A 16,669-nucleotide genomic window follows, 5' to 3' on the forward strand; every position below is an offset into this window, starting at 1 on the left:
CGATTACGGCTTCCTGGCCACGGGCACATCCAGCGCCTGCAGGATCTCGACAAACGGCGAAGGTTGCGCCTTGTTAAATAACAGCCATACCCGGTGACGAGCGCGGGTGAGCGCCACGTACAACAGTCTACGCTCCTCCGCATCCGGAAAATCTTCCGGCTGCGGCAGGAGCGCCTGCTCCATAATCGACTCGCGCGCCGGGGCCGGAAACGCATCCTCCCCATCCTGTAGTCCCAACACAATGACAAAGTCAGCCTGCTGACCTTTGCTGGCATGAATCGTCATAAAATCAAGCTGCAGGTGCGGCCAGCGCGTCGCCGCTTTGTTGAGCGCCTCAGGCTTCAGATGGTGATAACGGGCAAGCAGCAGGATGCGCTGCTCGGGCTTAACGTAACCGCTCAGCTTATCCAGAAGATCGTCCAGCTTGTCGTCGGCTAACAGCGTGACGGCCTTTTTATCACCTGCCGTAAGGCTGTTCAGCGGTTTGCTTAACTGATGCGGATTTTGCTGGATAAAGCCATTGGCTATTTCGCCGATACGCCCGTTAAATCGATAGGTGGTATCCAGCGCACAGCAATCCCCTTCGCCAAAGTAGTGGTTGAATGCGGTGGTCAGAGAAAGCTGCGCCCCGCTGAACCGATAGATCGCCTGCCAGTCATCCCCGACGGCAAAGAGCGTGGTTTGGCTATTCTGCCGGCGTAACGCGGCCAACAGCGAGGCTCGCTGCGGCGAAATATCTTGAAATTCATCCACCAGAATGTGTTTCCAAGGGCTGACGAAGCGGCCTTTATCGAGAATATTGACCGCCTGATGGATCAGGCCGGAAAAATCGACCGCATTCTCGGCCTTGAGCGCCGCCTTCCAGTCTTTCATCAGAGGCGACATCAGCTTCACCCGTTTACTGAACAGGTCGCGTACCGCTTCCGGCGCCCCGGCAATCATCTCCGCCTGGGAGCCGCCGTGCATGCGCATCAGGCTCACCCAGCGGTCAAGCCGGCTGGCCATCCGCCGCTGCACCTTTTTGTCCTGCCAGAAGTCCCCCTCCGGCAGTTGCCAGCCCATCTCTTCTTCCAGCCACAGGCGCCAACCTTTCGCCTGCGCTTTTTTCTCCTGGCACTGCTTTTGCCAGCTTTTCAGCAGCAATGCGTGGCGGGCCGCAGTATCGCTTTCCAGCTTACTGATAGTGGGCACTTTTTTGCTGCCCTGCTGAATAATATGCAACGCCAGCGAATGGAAAGTACGCGCGGTAATATCATCTGATGCCAGACGCTCGCGGATCCGCTCATCCATTTCCTGCGCCGCCTGGCGGCCGAATGCCAGCAGCAAAATTTGATCTGCCGCGGCTTCTCCCCGCGCCAGCAGCCAGCCCGCTCGCGCCACCAGCACCGAGGTTTTACCGCTGCCCGCTCCCGCCAGCACCAGCAGGGAGCGCTCGCCGTTCACTACCGCACGCGCTTGTGACGCATTGAGCGGGGACGACTCAACGCTATCAAAAAATTCGCGATATTGCTCCAGCATCGCCTCGGTAAAGGCCTGGTTATGGGCCAGACGCGTCGCTTCAATATCGCCTAACCAGCGCTGACACTCCCGCCACAGCTCCCGGCAGTTATCAAAGGCATCAAGCCGACTGGTGGGCATCGGCAAACCAGTCAACGCATGGCGTATATTATCCTGAACATCCGCCACCTGCTGACGGGTTAGCCACTTGCCTTCTGCGCGAGTGTGCTCGATCGTCGCCAGCTGCTGCTTCAGCACGCCGGCGGCGATATCGCTCATCTCCGTGCTCCACTGCTGCCAGAGCGTATGTAAATGATGATAAAAGCGCTGCGTTTCGCTCCACTCGGTACCGTGCAAACGCACGACTTTCCCGTCCGGTAGCACAAACTCCAGTTCGCCCCAGACCAGACCGCGCTTACAATGCACTGACAATAACTGATTGAAAGGTATAAGATACTCATGACGATCGCCGGAAACTTTTACCCCGGCGTTCAGTAGCTGCACCCGATCATAAGGGTGCTGAGCCATGCGTTTGCCCAATGTTGTCGCTTTAAGTTCCATATAATATCGATTTTCAATCAGGGTGGATTGTTTTTCAGTTTAACCGCCCCGGACCAGGTGCTCCAGCGCAAAAAAACGTTACAATCATCAGGTCTTATTATCCACCGGGCAAAACCGAGGCTTTATGCGTACCATTCTGAATATTTTGAACTTTATCCTTGGCGGTTTCGCCACCACTCTAGGCTGGCTACTCGCCACCCTGGTCAGCATCATTCTGATCGTCACGCTGCCGCTGACTCGTTCCTGCTGGGAAATCACTCGCCTTTCGTTATTTCCCTACGGTAACGAGGCGATTCATGTTGACGAGCTCGAGCCGGGGCGCAAAAACGGTCTACTGAACGCCGGCGGTACCGTTCTGAACATTCTGTGGTTCATTTTTTTCGGCTGGTGGCTCTGCCTGATGCACATTTTCAGCGGTATAGCTCAGTGCCTGACTATCATAGGCATCCCGGTGGGGATCGCGAATTTCAAAATCGCCGTCATCGCCCTCTGGCCGGTGGGTCGCCGGGTCGTTTCTGTGGAAACCGCGCGTGCTGCGCGTGAAGCCAATGCGCGTCGTCGCTTTCAGTAACCGAACGGAACACGGACATGATTAGCCCCCTGCTACGCCGCTACACCTGGAACAGCGCCTGGCTTTATAACGTACGAATTTTTATCGCGCTCTGCGGCACAACGCTGTTTCCCTGGTGGATCGGCGAAGTCAAACTGACCATCCCCCTCACCCTCGGCGTCGTGGCTGCGGCTCTGACCGACCTTGACGACCGTCTGGCCGGCCGTCTGCGTAATCTTGCCATTACTCTGGTTTGCTTTTTTATCGCCTCCGCCTCCGTGGAGCTGCTGTTTCCGTGGCCGCCGCTGTTTGCCCTTGGTTTAACCGTGTCTACCATCGGCTTTATTTTGCTTGGCGGCCTCGGTCAGCGCTATGCGACCATTGCCTTCGGCGCCCTGCTTATCGCCATCTACACCATGCTCGGCGTCACGCTGTACGATCATTGGTATCTGCAGCCGTTGTTCCTGCTGGCGGGGGCAGTGTGGTACAACCTGCTGACGCTGTCCGGGCACCTGATCTTTCCGATTCGTCCATTGCAGGACAACCTGGCGCGTAGCTATGAGCAGCTGGCCCGCTATCTTGAGCTCAAATCCCGGCTGTTTGATCCTGACCTTGAGGATGAGAGCCAGGCGCCGCTGTACGATCTGGCGCTCGCTAATGGCCAGCTGGTAGCTACGCTTAACCAAACCAAGGTCTCGCTGCTAACCCGACTGCGAGGCGATCGGGGCCAGCGCGGCACCCGCCGCACCCTGCAGTACTACTTTGTGGCCCAGGATATTCATGAACGCGCCAGCTCATCGCATATTCAGTATCAAACCCTACGCGATCAATTTCGCTATAGCGATGTGATGTTCCGTTTCCAGCGAATGCTTTCGATGCAGGCGCAGGCCTGCCAGAAACTGTCGCGGGCGATTCTGTTACGCGAACCCTATCAGCATGATGCCCATTTTGAACGGGCGTTCATGCATCTCGATGCGGCACTTGAGCGCGTGCGCGCCGGCGGCGCATCCGACGAGCAGCTCAACGCCCTCGGGTATTTACTGAATAACCTGCGCGCTATCGATGCTCAGCTGGCCACCATTGAATCGGTGCAAACCACCGCGCCTGCCGGGAGTAATACCGAGACGCTGCTGGCCGACGACAGACTTGGCGGTCTGAGCGATATCTGGCTGCGCCTGCAGCGCAATATGTCGCCAGAGTCGGCCCTTTTCCGCCACGCAGTACGTATGTCGTTGGTGCTCTGCGCCGGCTATGCCTTTATTCAGTTTACCGGGCTCCAGCATGGCTACTGGATCCTGCTAACCAGCCTGTTCGTCTGTCAGCCGAACTATAACGCCACCCGCCATCGCCTGGCGCTAAGGATTATCGGCACGCTGGTTGGGGTGGCGATCGGCCTGCCGGTCCTGCTGCTGGTTCCCTCTGTTGAAGGGCAACTGCTGTTGATCGTCCTGACCGGCGTGCTGTTTTTTGCCTTCCGTAACGTGCAGTACGCCCATGCCACGATGTTTATTACGCTGCTGGTGCTGCTGTGCTTTAACCTGCTTGGCGAGGGCTTTGAAGTCGCGCTGCCGCGTATCATTGATACGCTGATCGGCTGCGCCATCGCCTGGGCAGCGGTCAGCTTCATCTGGCCGGACTGGAAATTCCGCAACCTGCCGCGGGTGCTGGACCGGGCAATGAACGCGAACTGCCGCTATCTGGACGCGATTCTGGAGCAGTATCATCAGGGCCGCGACAACCGGCTGGCCTACCGTGTCGCGCGTCGTGACGCCTACAACCGTGATGCTGAGCTGGCCTCCGTCGTCTCTAACTTATCGACTGAACCACGCGCGGATGCCACCCAGCGAGAAACCGCCTTTCGTCTGCTATGCCTTAACCACACGTTCACCAGCTACATCTCCGCTCTTGGCGCGCATCGGGAAAAACTGTCCACGCCGGAAATCCTCGCCCTGCTGGATGATGCAGTCTGTTATGTGGATGACGCCTTGCACCATACCCCCGCGGATGAACAGCGGGTGCAACAGGCTTTGAACAGCCTGCAAAGCCGGATCCATCATCTGGAACCGCGCGCGGACAGTAAGGAACCCTTGGTCTTACAGCAGATTGGCCTGCTGCTGGCGCTGCTGCCTGAAATCTGCCGCCTGCAGCAACGGGTCCACGCCCAAACCGAATAACAAGGCTTTTCCGCTACCGGGTAGCCGCCCATTCGAGAAGCTCCTGACGCCGTGGCGTCGGGAGCGCGGCGGCATGTACCCCGGCAATCGCCCCCTCCAGCGCCAGCAATACGCTCAGCGATAAAGAAGCATTATTTACGCGTAGCCTCAGCCATGCCTCCTGCGCACCAACTTCCCGCAACGTCCTAACGTCCGGTATGCCCGCGTGAATCAGCTGCAATTCCATATGAAAGCTGATATTGGGTAAATCCTTCAGGCGGCCCGACGCCCGTCGGCAGTTCTTTTCGCGCTGCGCACTCTGCCACGACAGTAGCGATAGCCGAAAAAGCTGCTGCTCATCGCGCCATAAAGTGTCGTCAATTTGATAATACTTCAGCGGCACTATGCGGCCGTGTCGGCGCAGCGTTAACAGAGGATTACGATGTTCCACCCGATAAGCAGCGCTCTGCTCGCAGGCCTTCAGATAAATGTTCCCCTCGGCCACCATCGCAAATACCGTATCATCAATAGCCAGGCTGTAGCCGCCAAAGAGCGGACGAGTATGCAGTTGACCCAGCGGTGAGACGCAGGCCTGAAATTGCGGGAGCCGCGGACAAACTAGTTTTCTCATGATCATTCCTTTGTTAATCATGTAATTAAACTTAAGTTGTTAACGGATCCGCTAAGAGAAAACATAAGGGACTTCCCGGGCAGCAGCAAGATGATTTTCGCCGACTTTTTCACCAGAATGCGGTTTTGCGAGACGCTTTCAGAAAATCGCAAGCGTTGCAGCAATCGACAGGGAGAAATGAAACCATTAGCGCGCGTTAAGGATTGGATAATGCAGGGGCTTCTTTTGACAGATAAGGAACCACGAGAAGCGATTAAATTCCCGGCAGCAAAATGGCAAATTGCGGTTGATCTTTTCCCCTGGTGAAGATACTGTATATGCATACAGTAACTAAAGGCGGGATAGACTATGTTTACTTCAGCTCACGCAAACCGTTCAGCACAGGCTTCTGCTCCGGCAGGCCACTACGCTCATCGTTCTGGCGAACAGAACACCAATGGGCTGATCAGTGAAATTGTCTATCGTGAAGATCAACCCATGATGACGCAGTTATTGCTGCTACCTTTATTACAGCAGCTGGGTCAACAGTCGCGCTGGCAGCTGTGGCTCACGCCGCAACAAAAGCTCAGCCGCGAATGGGTTCAGTCCGCCGGTCTGCCGCTGTCCAAGGTCATGCAAATTAGCCAGCTCTCTCCCAGCCATACCATAGACTCAATGATCCGTGCCCTGCGCACGGGTAATTATAGTGTGGTTATCTGCTGGCTGGCGGAGGAGTTAACCGCTGACGAACACGAACGTCTCGTTAACGCTGCCCAGGTAGGGTCCGCGATGGGATTCATCATGCGCCCGGTGCGAAATCAGGGCACGCTCGGCAGACAACTCAGCGGGCTAAAAATTCACTCAAATTTGTATCATTGAGTGAAATTAGGATTATTCCTGGAATTTTTTTTACCGCTGGGAAAGGTACAGCGTTTTTTATGGTCTTTTTCGCGGAATGCCTGCCACACGGGGATTTCTGTCTTTTTTTCGTGTACGAAAATCAACCATATTTGTTAAATATTGTGTACACAACCCTTTTTTTTCATATGCCTGACAGAGTTCACACTTGTAAGTTTCGAACTAAGTTGTAGACTTTACATCGCCAGGGGTGATCGGCTTACGCTGCATGTATCAGCATAGTTAACAACAAGTCACGCCCCCGGTGAAGGATTTAACCGTGAGGTCTTTTGTAACTTCATGGCGAATTTTGGATGATAATGAGGCGCAAAAAATGAAAAAGACAGCTATCGCGATTGCAGTGGCACTGGCTGGCTTCGCTACCGTAGCGCAGGCCGCTCCGAAAGATAACACCTGGTATGCAGGTGGTAAACTGGGTTGGTCCCAGTATCACGACACCGGTTTCTACGGTAACGGTTTCCAGAACAACAACGGTCCGACCCGTAACGATCAGCTTGGTGCTGGTGCGTTCGGTGGTTACCAGGTTAACCCGTACCTCGGTTTCGAAATGGGTTATGACTGGCTGGGCCGTATGGCATATAAAGGCAGCGTTGACAACGGTGCTTTCAAAGCTCAGGGCGTTCAGCTGACCGCTAAACTGGGTTACCCGATCACTGACGATCTGGACATCTACACCCGTCTGGGCGGCATGGTTTGGCGCGCTGACTCCAAAGGCAACTACGCTTCTACCGGCGTTTCCCGTAGCGAACACGACACTGGCGTTTCCCCAGTATTTGCTGGCGGCGTAGAGTGGGCTGTTACTCGTGACATCGCTACCCGTCTGGAATACCAGTGGGTTAACAACATCGGCGACGCGGGCACTGTGGGTACCCGTCCTGATAACGGCATGCTGAGCCTGGGCGTTTCCTACCGCTTCGGTCAGGAAGATGCTGCACCGGTTGTTGCTCCGGCTCCGGCTCCGGCTCCGGAAGTGGCTACCAAGCACTTCACCCTGAAGTCTGACGTTCTGTTCAACTTCAACAAAGCTACCCTGAAACCGGAAGGTCAGCAGGCTCTGGATCAGCTGTACACTCAGCTGAGCAACATGGATCCGAAAGACGGTTCCGCTGTTGTTCTGGGCTACACCGACCGCATCGGTTCCGAAGCTTACAACCAGCAGCTGTCTGAGAAACGTGCTCAGTCCGTTGTTGACTACCTGGTTGCTAAAGGCATCCCGGCTGGCAAAATCTCCGCTCGCGGCATGGGTGAATCCAACCCGGTTACTGGCAACACCTGCGACAACGTGAAAGCTCGCGCTGCCCTGATCGATTGCCTGGCTCCGGATCGTCGTGTAGAGATCGAAGTTAAAGGCTACAAAGAAGTTGTAACTCAGCCGGCGGCTTAAGTTATAACCGATAAAAAAACCCGCTTCGGCGGGTTTTTTTTATGCCCTCTCGCCCACTTCAGCGGCTGAGAGCTGTGAAGCAGTCCCCGGCCAAGGCAACCACCGGCAGGCGGGTCGACGCTCTTACCTGGCTATTCTTTCCCTAACAGTACCTGCAGATCGTGCTTCAGGCTCGACATTTTGCTGGCATATTTCTCTTTGTGCTCGGCATCTTCAATCAGCTGGACGATGGTTTCAGACAAGGTTTTGCCCCGCCGCTGCGCCAGGCCAGCAAGACGCTGCCAAACGACAAACTCAAGGTCGATAGACTTCTTACGCGTATGCTGATGCTCAGCGTTAAAATGGCGTTTCCGTCGCGCTCGGATAGTCTGCTTCATGCGGTTCATCAGCGCCGGATTCATATGCTGCTCAATCCAGGCATGCACCAGCACAGGTTCATTCTCGAGCGTCAGCAAGTCATCTACCGCAGCTTGCGCAGCGCTGGCCTCAATGTAGCGGGTAATCAGCTCACCTTCCCGGTGTTTCTTTACCAGATATTTCCATTTCCAGCCGCTTTCAAGATTTTCCAGTTGTTGATATTTCATTGCGATCTCAATGTGACCGTGTAACTCATTTCAGGATATCAGTTTTTTTCTGATGTGCTGAATATAAATCATTATTCGTGAAGTCTGCGACCGGGTAATCATCAGGGTAACCATAATCCTCCGTGTGCTCGGTCGCGGCATCAGGTATAATTGCGCGCTTTACATCTAACTAAAAAACAGCGACTTTGACCATTACGAAACTGACCCGAACCGACCTTGCGCCTGATCTGGAAGCTTACCAGGCGCTGTTTGCTCAAGCTGAACTTTCCCATCCGGCCCCCTCCCTCTCGGGCGATCTGCAGCCGCGTTTGTTCTATGGGCTTGAGCAGCTGCTGTACACGCCGGCAGTCTCCTCCTTCATGCTGGTGAAAGCCCCTGAAGAGCCGGAATATCTGCAATGGCTGGCGGCTGAAACCCGGACTCTGCACGAGCCTGCCGCACCGCTTTACGGCGTCCGCTATGAGGTAACCGACGCTCAGGTGACGCTCGCACCGGCGCAGGGCGCTGAGGATAATTTCGCCAGCACTGCCCCGGTCGTGATGGCCGATTGGGTAGAAGCGGAACAGCTGTTTGGCTGCGTACGCCAGTTTAACGGTGCAATCACCCTCCAGCCTGGGCTGGTCCATCAGGCCAACGGCGGCGTGCTTGTGCTTTCGCTACGTACACTGCTGGCGCAACCGCTGCTGTGGGTGCGTCTGAAAAATATGGTGACTCGTCAGCGCTTTGACTGGCTTTCTATGGATGAATCGCGTCCGCTGCCGGTCAGCATTCCCTCCATGCCGCTGAGTCTGAAAATCATCCTGGTGGGCGAACGCGAATCGCTGGCCGATTTCCAGGAAATGGAGCCGGAGCTGGCTGCGCAGGCGATCTATAGCGAGTATGAAGACACTCTGCAGTTTGCTGACGCCGACACGCTAAAGGCCTGGTGCCAGTGGGTATGGCAGAATGCGCAGCAGCTGGCGCTGCCGGGCCCGGCAGCCGATGCCTGGCCTCTGCTGATCGATGAGGGAACGCGCTATACCGGCGATCAGGAGACCCTGCCGCTCAGTCCGCTATGGATAACCCGCCAGCTGCGGGAGGCCGCCGCCTTCTGCGAAGGAGAGGAGATTACCGGCGAAGCGATGCAGACCATGCTGGCGCGCCGGGTATGGCGTGAAGGCTACCTGGCGGAGCGTATGCAGGATGAAATCCTGCAGGAACAGATCCTGATTGAAACCGAAGGCGAATGCGTCGGGCAGATCAACGCCCTGTCGGTGATCGAATTCCCCGGTCATCCACGCGCGTTCGGTGAACCTTCACGCATCAGCTGCGTCGTGCACATTGGCGATGGCGAATTTATCGACGTCGAACGTAAAGCCGAGCTGGGCGGTAACATTCATGCGAAAGGCATGATGATCATGCAGGCTTTTCTGATGTCCGAGCTGGAGCTGGAGCAGCAGCTTCCCTTCAGTGCTTCGCTGACCTTTGAGCAGTCCTACAGTGAAGTGGATGGCGACAGCGCCTCCATGGCGGAACTCTGCGCCTTAATCAGCGCCCTGGCCAACGTACCGATAAATCAGAGCATCGCGATCACCGGCTCCGTCGACCAGTTTGGTCGCGTGCAGCCGGTCGGCGGCCTGAACGAGAAAATTGAAGGCTTCTTCACTATCTGTCAGCAGCGCGGTTTAACCGGCAAACAGGGAGTGATTATCCCTGCCGCCAACGTTCGTCATCTCAGCCTGAGCCACGAGCTACGTCAGGCCGTTGCCGACAACCAGTTTGCTATCTGGGCCATTGACGATATTACCGAAGCGCTGCCGATGTTGACCCAGCTGATGTGGGACGGTGAAGGACAGACGCTGCGACAAACCATTCAGGAGCGGATAGCGCAGGCGACCCAGCAAGAGACTCGCCATCGTTTTCCGTGGCCGCTACGCTGGTTAGGTGGGACAAGTTCTAACTGATCGGACTTGTTCAGCTTACACGTGTTAGCTATCCTGCGTCCCGAACTTAAAATAAGGCTTACTGAAAACATGGTAGATAAACGCGAATCCTATACAAAAGAAGATCTTCTTGCCTCTGGTCGTGGTGAACTGTTCGGCGCGAAAGGCCCGCAGTTACCGGCACCAAACATGCTGATGATGGACCGCGTCATCAAAATGACCGAAACCGGTGGTAACTACGATAAAGGTTATGTTGAGGCAGAACTCGACATCAATCCTGACCTGTGGTTCTTCGGTTGCCACTTTATCGGCGATCCGGTGATGCCGGGCTGCCTGGGCCTGGATGCTATGTGGCAGCTGGTCGGGTTCTATCTTGGCTGGCTGGGCGGCGAAGGCAAAGGCCGCGCGCTGGGCGTTGGCGAAGTGAAATTCACCGGTCAGGTTCTGCCGACCGCGAAAAAAGTCACCTACCGCATCCACTTCAAGCGCATTGTTAACCGTCGTCTGATTATGGGACTTGCGGATGGTGAAGTGCTGGTTGACGATCGTCTGATCTACACCGCGAACGATCTGAAAGTGGGTCTGTTCCAGGATACTTCCGCTTTCTGATAACATTCAGTAGCGATTAAAAGGCGAAGCCCCCGCTATGCGGAGGCTTCTTTTTTAAAGAGACAGTGTCAGGCCGTTAGTACCCTGTCCTCCATGGCTTCTCGCCAGCCTCCCAGCCACCATGAGCGTTGATTCAGGCTCTGGTATGGACACATTTCTTTCGATCTTCCCGCGATACCCGCCTGATATCCGCGTTGGTGTGCCCGTTCCAGGCGATCTCGTTTTTGTCTCTTCATGCCTCGTTTCCCTCATTCTTTGATCTGGTGGAAAAGAAAACAGTGGTCGCAAATTGTGCAGCCACGGGTTACGAATACCGCGAAAAGAAGGCAACGTCAATGCGCAAAATTCACGCCAGTGTCATATTTGTGACCTATATAAGAGTTCATTTTTTGTTCGCTCGGCGCAGCCGCCGGTAACAAACTGACCTGGCAAAAAAAATGCCGCGCGGCCCAGGTGAACCGCGCGGCAGATCATTATGATGAATTTTACTTATGGCAGACGATTAAGCTCGCTGGCAATGGCAGCCGCCTCCTGGCTCCACGCCTGCGCCAGGGTCTTGACCATCGCGTCATAACCATCCTGTTCCTGCCTGAGGACGATGTTAAACGGGCGCTTAATCAGCTGTCCCTGATGCTTCAGCAGCCACTCACCGCTAACGATAACCCGCCCGTCATAGCGACCATGAAAGCCATTGACCGCAACGTTGAGGGTATCCTGCTCGCTCCCCAGCGGCTGGGACGACACTACCCAGCCGGGCAACTGCTGGCTGAGATTTGCCACCAGCGTAGTGCGCAGCTGCTGATCCAGCGGACTGGCCCACAGATTATTATTGGCGATCACATACTGCACGTCGGTGGTCTGATAGACCACCCCGTTACCCGCCAGATAATCCGGGATGCTGACCTGCTCTACCCACAGCAGACGTGCCCCCTGACTGGCGGCGCTCTGCGCGCCGCCCTGCACAACCGGTAGCTGATAGTATGTCTTGCTTTCCCCGCCGCTACTGCACGCCGTCAGTACGCATACGGCTGCCGCCAGTAACCATTTTTTCATTATTTCGCTCCCTTCGGCTGTGGATCTTTTTTATCCTTCGCCTCAAATACCAGCGCATTGCTCTTATCATTTAGCGTTTTCAGAACCGGCTGCAGCTCACGCAGCACCTGATCCAGACGCTGCATATCGGCCACCATCTTATTGTAGGCCGCAGAGCCCGGCTGGAAGCCCTGCATGCTACGGTTCAGTTCACGCAGCGTCATCTGCATATCGGCGGGCAGCTGCTGCATTGACTGGCTGGAGGTGATCTTATTCAGATTATCCAGCGTGGTCTGCACGTGCTGCATCGTCTTCTCGCTCTGCGCCAGGGTACTGGTCGCCTGCTCCAGCAGCGGATTAATCGGCAGGTTATTAATCTTATCCAGCGCATCCATCAGACGCTGCTGGATCTGTGCCAGTCCACCGCTGATGGTCGGGATAATCGGATAGCCGTTAAACTCCTGTATTTTCCCGCGCGGGGGCGCCTTCGGATAGAAGTCGAGATCGATATACAGCGCGCCGGTCACCAGGTTACCGGTTTTCAGCGAGCCGCGCAGTCCGCGGTTGATCAGATCGTCAATGTGAGCGCGGATATTCGGATCGCCGCCAAGCTGATTAATCAGCCGTTGCGGTTCAACCCGCACTTCCACTGGAATACGATAGTCATCGTTCAAACGCTGCTTCAGCCCCGGAATAAAGAACGGCACTTTGCCGACGGTGCCCAGACGGATACCGCGGAACTCCACCGGCGCGCCCGGCTGCAGGCCGCGAACCGAGTCTTTGAAGAACATGACGTAATCGATATGCTCGGTAAAGACTGAATCCTGGATGCTCTTCTGATCGTCAAACAGATGGTATTCCGTTTTATTCGCCACCGGCTCGCCGAGGTCCAGTCCTTCAGGAATATCGAAGCTCACCCCGCCGCCAAACAGCGTCGACAGCGAGCCCATCTCGACGCGCATCCCCGCCGAGGTCAAATCTACAGCGATCCCGCTGTCTTTCCAGAAACGAACGTTGGTGGTCACCAGGCGATCGTTCGGCGCATTGATGAACAGCTGGTAAGTTATACGACGTTTCTGCGTGTCGAAGGTGCTGGTTTCCACTGACCCCACGCGATAGCCGCGGAACAACACCGGATCGCCCGGCGACAGCTGGCCCGCCTTGCTGCTTTCCAGCAGAATACGGATCCCCTTGGCATCCGGCGAGGCCAGCGGCGGAGAATCCAGTAGCGGATACTGCGCTGGCACCGAACCTTTCGTTCCCGGCTGCAGTTCAATATAGGCCCCGGACAACAATGTCCCAAGACCGCTGATCCCCTCGCGCCCAACCTGCGGTTTTACCACCCAGAAGACGGAATCGTTGTGCAGCAGCTTCTGCATCCCGGAATTGAGGCGGGCTTTGATTTCCACGTGGGTGAGATCGTCGGTCAGCGTCGCGCTCTCCACCACCCCAACGTCTACGCTGCGGCTCTTGATCCGGGTTTTTCCCCCTTCAATCCCTTCCGCATTGGTGGTGATCAGCGTGACCTCAGGCCCCTGATGGCTGTAATGATAAAACAGGATCCATGCCCCGATCAGCGCAGTGACGATAGGGAAGATCCACACCGGTGACCAGTTCTTCACCTTCTGCACTTTCGCTTCTCCGCTCTTATTTTCCATGTTGTTGTATTTCCTCATGGCTTGAATCTGGCTCACGATCCCACAGTAAACGGGGATCAAACGTCATGGCTGAAAACATGGTCATCACCACCACCAGCGCAAACATGACCGCGCCGATGGCTGGATAGATATTCATTAACCCTCCCATGCGGACCAGCGCAGAGAGCACGGCGATGACAAAAACGTCAATCATTGACCAGCGGCCAACAAATTCCACCACCTCATAGATCAGATGCATGCGCTCCGAATCTCGCGCGCCGTTGCCGTTGGCGTTCCAGCACAACCAGGCGATAGCGATCATCTTCAGCGTCGGCACCATAATACTGGCGATAAAGATCACCAGCGCCACCGGATAAGAACCTTCGCTCCACAGTAAAATCACCCCGGCCATAATGGTCGATGGCATTTTATCGCCCAGCAGATCGGTGATCATGATCGGCATAATGTTGGCAGGGAGATAAAGGATAAATGACGTCACCAGCAGCGCCAGCGTCCACTGCAGGCTATTTTTGCGCCGCGCCGTTCCTTTACTGTTACAACGCGGGCAGACGGTCTGATCGACCGGCAACACCGCCGTACAGCAGGCACAGGAGCGCAGCCCCTGACGGATACCGGTCACCCCGACCTTCAGCGGCTGGGTAATGGCCGGCATGGGGGCAATATCATCCCATAGCCAGCGGCGGTCGACGCACTGAAAAGTACGTAACTGCAGCAGGCAAAACATACACCAGGGAACAAAGCTCAGACCGATGCCGATATCACCGTAGGCCATCAGCTTGACGAAGCTCACCAGTACGCCGGCAAGAAAGATCTCCGCCATGCCCCAGGTTTTCAGTTGAAAGAGAATTCGCGCAAGGAACGTCTTCAGGCCGGCAGGCATTCTGACCCGATTAACCAGCAGCAAAATGGTGACCAGGCAAAACGCCGGCACTAATTGAACAAAGAGTAAAAAGAAAGTCCCGAGACTGGCGTAATCCTCGGTAAACAGTACGTTGGGAATTTCCAGCAGCTCTATTTCGCTACTGATGCCGCCCACTTTCATATAGATAAAAGGGAACAGGTTGGCCAGCAGCAGCATAAACAGCGCGACCAGCGCATACGCCGTGGGACGCTGGCGAGGCGCGTCCCACGTGGTGGTTAACGTTGTACCGCAGCGCGGGCAGGCGGCTTTCTGGCGATGCTCAAGCTGCGGCAAAGCCACCAGCAAATCACATTGGGGACATAGAATATGTCGCGCAGCATGATGATGATCGCACATGACAACTCCTCGGCTCAGGCGCCGTTCTTTAATCCTTCGAGATATTCCCAGCGTTCAAAGGCCGCTTCCAGCGCCTGCTCCGCTTCGGCCAGCTGCGCCAGCACCTGCTGCGTGCGATCGTGCGGTTGCCCGAAGAAATCGGGATCGGCAACCTGATCCTGCAGCGTCTGCAGTTCGGCCTCGAGAGCCTCCAGCTTCTGCGGCAGTTGTTCCAGCTCGCGCTGCAGGTTATAGCTTAGTTTGTTCCCGCCGCGTTTGACAGTTTCTGCTTTTGGCTGAGCGACTTCCGTCGTTTTTTTAACGACCGTCTGCTTTTGCGCCAAAGACTGGGCCTGCTGACCGCGGGCGTCGTGATAGCCGCCGACGTACTGGCCAATACGACCGCCGCCTTCGAAGATCCAGCACTCGGTCACGGTATTGTCGACAAACTGACGATCGTGGCTCACCAGCATCACGGTCCCCTGATAGCCATCGATCAGCTCTTCCAGCAGCTCCAGCGTTTCAACATCGAGGTCGTTAGTCGGTTCATCAAGGATCAGCAGATTGCTGGGTTTCAGGAACAGCCGGGCCAGCAGCAGGCGGTTACGTTCCCCTCCGGAAAGCGCACGTACCGGGGTCATCGCTCGTTTCGGATGGAACAGGAAGTCCTGTAGATAACCCAGCACATGACGTGGCTTACCGTTAACCATTACCTCCTGTTTGCCTTCCGCCAGGTTGTCCATCACCGTTTTATCCGGATCCAACTCCGCGCGGTGCTGGTCGAAGTAGGCGACTTCCAGCTTGGTGCCAACATGGATCCGCCCGCTGTCGGCCTGCAGCTGGCCGAGCATCAGCTTCAGCAACGTGGTTTTCCCGCAGCCGTTGGGGCCGATCAGGGCGATCTTGTCGCCGCGCTGGATCTGTGCGGAGAAATCCTTCACCAGCACTTTGCCGTCAACCTGATAGTTGACGTTTTCCATCTCAAAGACGATTTTGCCGGAACGGGAAGCCTCCTCAACCTGCATCTTCGCGCTGCCCATCACTTCCCGACGCTCACCGCGCTCGCGGCGCATCGCCTTCAGCGCGCGGACTCGGCCTTCGTTACGGGTCCGGCGCGCTTTGATACCCTGACGGATCCACACCTCTTCCTGGGCCAGCTTGCGGTCAAATTCTGCATTCTGCAGTTCTTCGACCCGCAGGGCTTCTTCTTTATCGAGGAGATACTGATCGTAATTTCCCGGATAGGTCACCAGCTTGCCACGATCGAGGTCGACAATGCGCGTCGCCATATTGCGGATAAAGGAACGGTCATGCGAAATAAAGATAATCGTGCCTTTAAAGGTTTTCAGGAAACCTTCCAGCCAGTCGATGGTTTCGATATCGAGATGGTTAGTGGGCTCATCCAGCAGCAGCACGCGCGGCCCACTGACCAGGGCGCGGCCCAGCGCCGCTTTACGTAACCAGCCACCGGACAGCGACGCCAGCTGCGCATTGGCGTCAAGGCCCAGCTGCTCAATCACTTCGTTAATGCGGCTGTCCAGCTGCCATAGTCCCAGGTTATCGAGCTGCTCCTGCAGGCGCGCCAGTTCATTTAAATTTTTGTCGCTCGGATCGGTCATCACCTGATGCGACACGTCATGGTAGGCTTTCAGATAAGCCGCCTGCTCGGCGATCCCTTCGGCGACAAAATCGTATACCGTACCAGCAACGTTACGCGGCGGATCCTGCTGCAGACGCGCCACGATCAGGTCCTGTTCATAAATGATGCGTCCGTCATCCAGCCCCTGTTCGCGGTTGAGGATCTTCATCAGGGTAGATTTACCGGCGCCGTTGCGTCCGACGAGGCAGACGCGTTCGTTATCTTCAATATGCAGCTCGGCATTATCCAGCAGCGGCGCATCGCTGAAGGAAAGCCAGGCGCCGTGCATACTAATCAGTGACATTATTTATTCCT

General features: G+C 55.9%; 15 protein-coding genes. 7 read left to right on the plus strand and 8 right to left on the minus strand.

The genetic code is table 11. From position 1 onward, the window contains the following. Window positions 1-3: 3 nt before the first annotated feature. Window positions 4-2,058 carry a DNA helicase IV gene (gene helD / locus LPQ25_RS16815; RefSeq protein ID WP_014907883.1) on the minus strand — a complete coding sequence of 685 codons (2,055 nt, stop codon included), beginning with the start codon at window positions 2,056-2,058 and terminating at the stop codon, window positions 4-6. A gap of 124 nt (window positions 2,059-2,182) precedes the next feature. On the opposite strand from helD, the gene LPQ25_RS16820 reads away from it, so the two are divergent. Next, window positions 2,183-2,629 carry a YccF domain-containing protein gene (locus LPQ25_RS16820; RefSeq protein WP_014907884.1) on the plus strand — a complete coding sequence of 149 codons (447 nt, stop codon included), beginning with the start codon at window positions 2,183-2,185 and terminating at the stop codon, window positions 2,627-2,629. Window positions 2,630-2,646: 17 nt separating this feature from the next. After that, window positions 2,647-4,782 carry a YccS family putative transporter gene (gene yccS / locus LPQ25_RS16825; RefSeq protein WP_002898422.1) on the plus strand — a complete coding sequence of 712 codons (2,136 nt, stop codon included), beginning with the start codon at window positions 2,647-2,649 and terminating at the stop codon, window positions 4,780-4,782. A 13-nt stretch (window positions 4,783-4,795) separates the two neighbouring features. Here yccS and LPQ25_RS16830 read toward each other — a convergent pair whose 3' ends face one another. Then, a complete protein-coding gene (locus tag LPQ25_RS16830) occupies window positions 4,796-5,392 on the minus strand; it encodes a TfoX/Sxy family DNA transformation protein (RefSeq protein ID WP_004179217.1) in 597 nt (198 codons plus the stop codon). 90 nt (window positions 5,393-5,482) lie between these two features. On the opposite strand from LPQ25_RS16830, the gene LPQ25_RS16835 reads away from it, so the two are divergent. From LPQ25_RS16835 to ompA, 3 genes are all read left to right on the plus strand, one after another. Beyond that, window positions 5,483-5,698, plus strand: coding sequence for a hypothetical protein (locus tag LPQ25_RS16835; RefSeq protein WP_009485781.1), 216 nt, complete (start codon window positions 5,483-5,485; stop codon window positions 5,696-5,698). A 42-nt stretch (window positions 5,699-5,740) separates the two neighbouring features. Beyond that, the gene (gene sulA / locus LPQ25_RS16840) at window positions 5,741-6,250 is read left to right on the plus strand and encodes an SOS-induced cell division inhibitor SulA (RefSeq protein WP_002898418.1); all 510 of its coding nucleotides are present in this window, start codon (window positions 5,741-5,743) and stop codon (window positions 6,248-6,250) included. A gap of 352 nt (window positions 6,251-6,602) precedes the next feature. Next, window positions 6,603-7,673, plus strand: coding sequence for a porin OmpA (gene ompA, locus LPQ25_RS16845; RefSeq protein ID WP_002898408.1), 1,071 nt, complete (start codon window positions 6,603-6,605; stop codon window positions 7,671-7,673). A 131-nt stretch (window positions 7,674-7,804) separates the two neighbouring features. Here ompA and matP read toward each other — a convergent pair whose 3' ends face one another. Next, complete coding sequence (matP, locus tag LPQ25_RS16850; RefSeq protein WP_002898404.1) at window positions 7,805-8,257, minus strand: macrodomain Ter protein MatP; 453 nt, start codon at window positions 8,255-8,257, stop codon at window positions 7,805-7,807. 185 nt (window positions 8,258-8,442) lie between these two features. Between matP and LPQ25_RS16855 the strand changes: the two genes are divergently transcribed. Both LPQ25_RS16855 and fabA read left to right on the plus strand, forming a co-directional pair. Further along, entirely contained in the window at window positions 8,443-10,200 is a 1,758-nt protein-coding gene (locus LPQ25_RS16855; RefSeq protein ID WP_014907886.1) for an AAA family ATPase, read from the plus strand. A gap of 69 nt (window positions 10,201-10,269) precedes the next feature. Further along, window positions 10,270-10,788, plus strand: coding sequence for a bifunctional 3-hydroxydecanoyl-ACP dehydratase/trans-2-decenoyl-ACP isomerase (gene fabA / locus LPQ25_RS16860; protein ID WP_002898398.1), 519 nt, complete (start codon window positions 10,270-10,272; stop codon window positions 10,786-10,788). A 68-nt stretch (window positions 10,789-10,856) separates the two neighbouring features. Here the strand turns inward: fabA and rmf are convergent, their stop codons facing one another. The 5 genes from rmf to LPQ25_RS16885 form a co-directional block, all read right to left on the minus strand. Further along, complete coding sequence (rmf, locus tag LPQ25_RS16865; RefSeq protein WP_002898396.1) at window positions 10,857-11,024, minus strand: ribosome modulation factor; 168 nt, start codon at window positions 11,022-11,024, stop codon at window positions 10,857-10,859. 253 nt (window positions 11,025-11,277) lie between these two features. Beyond that, window positions 11,278-11,841, minus strand: coding sequence for a membrane integrity-associated transporter subunit PqiC (gene pqiC, locus LPQ25_RS16870; RefSeq protein WP_002898392.1), 564 nt, complete (start codon window positions 11,839-11,841; stop codon window positions 11,278-11,280). Next, window positions 11,841-13,478 (minus strand): intermembrane transport protein PqiB, encoded by a 1,638-nt coding sequence (gene pqiB / locus LPQ25_RS16875; protein WP_014907887.1) that lies wholly within the window; start codon window positions 13,476-13,478, stop codon window positions 11,841-11,843. Before pqiB ends, pqiC begins: the two co-directional genes overlap by 1 nt. Continuing rightward, window positions 13,468-14,736 (minus strand): membrane integrity-associated transporter subunit PqiA, encoded by a 1,269-nt coding sequence (gene pqiA, locus LPQ25_RS16880; RefSeq protein WP_004147849.1) that lies wholly within the window; start codon window positions 14,734-14,736, stop codon window positions 13,468-13,470. Before pqiA ends, pqiB begins: the two co-directional genes overlap by 11 nt. A gap of 14 nt (window positions 14,737-14,750) precedes the next feature. Next, complete coding sequence (locus LPQ25_RS16885) at window positions 14,751-16,658, minus strand: ABC transporter ATP-binding protein (RefSeq protein WP_004147848.1); 1,908 nt, start codon at window positions 16,656-16,658, stop codon at window positions 14,751-14,753. Window positions 16,659-16,669 lie beyond the last annotated feature (11 nt).

Source organism: Klebsiella sp. KPN54798 (genome assembly GCF_021184225.1).
Classification (GTDB): domain Bacteria; phylum Pseudomonadota; class Gammaproteobacteria; order Enterobacterales; family Enterobacteriaceae; genus Klebsiella; species Klebsiella pneumoniae.

Coding starts and splice junctions, on each gene's coding strand:
- ompA (WP_002898408.1), top strand. CDS start 6,603: ATGAAAAAGACAGCTATCGCGATTGCAGTGGCACTGGCTGGCTTCGCT.
- pqiA (WP_004147849.1), bottom strand. CDS start 14,736: ATGTGCGATCATCATCATGCTGCGCGACATATTCTATGTCCCCAATGT.
- matP (WP_002898404.1), bottom strand. CDS start 8,257: ATGAAATATCAACAACTGGAAAATCTTGAAAGCGGCTGGAAATGGAAA.
- rmf (WP_002898396.1), bottom strand. CDS start 11,024: ATGAAGAGACAAAAACGAGATCGCCTGGAACGGGCACACCAACGCGGA.
- LPQ25_RS16830 (WP_004179217.1), bottom strand. CDS start 5,392: ATGAGAAAACTAGTTTGTCCGCGGCTCCCGCAATTTCAGGCCTGCGTC.
- helD (WP_014907883.1), bottom strand. CDS start 2,058: ATGGAACTTAAAGCGACAACATTGGGCAAACGCATGGCTCAGCACCCT.
- LPQ25_RS16835 (WP_009485781.1), top strand. CDS start 5,483: ATGATTTTCGCCGACTTTTTCACCAGAATGCGGTTTTGCGAGACGCTT.
- LPQ25_RS16885 (WP_004147848.1), bottom strand. CDS start 16,658: ATGTCACTGATTAGTATGCACGGCGCCTGGCTTTCCTTCAGCGATGCG.
- LPQ25_RS16820 (WP_014907884.1), top strand. CDS start 2,183: ATGCGTACCATTCTGAATATTTTGAACTTTATCCTTGGCGGTTTCGCC.
- yccS (WP_002898422.1), top strand. CDS start 2,647: ATGATTAGCCCCCTGCTACGCCGCTACACCTGGAACAGCGCCTGGCTT.
- sulA (WP_002898418.1), top strand. CDS start 5,741: ATGTTTACTTCAGCTCACGCAAACCGTTCAGCACAGGCTTCTGCTCCG.
- fabA (WP_002898398.1), top strand. CDS start 10,270: ATGGTAGATAAACGCGAATCCTATACAAAAGAAGATCTTCTTGCCTCT.
- pqiC (WP_002898392.1), bottom strand. CDS start 11,841: ATGAAAAAATGGTTACTGGCGGCAGCCGTATGCGTACTGACGGCGTGC.
- pqiB (WP_014907887.1), bottom strand. CDS start 13,478: ATGGAAAATAAGAGCGGAGAAGCGAAAGTGCAGAAGGTGAAGAACTGG.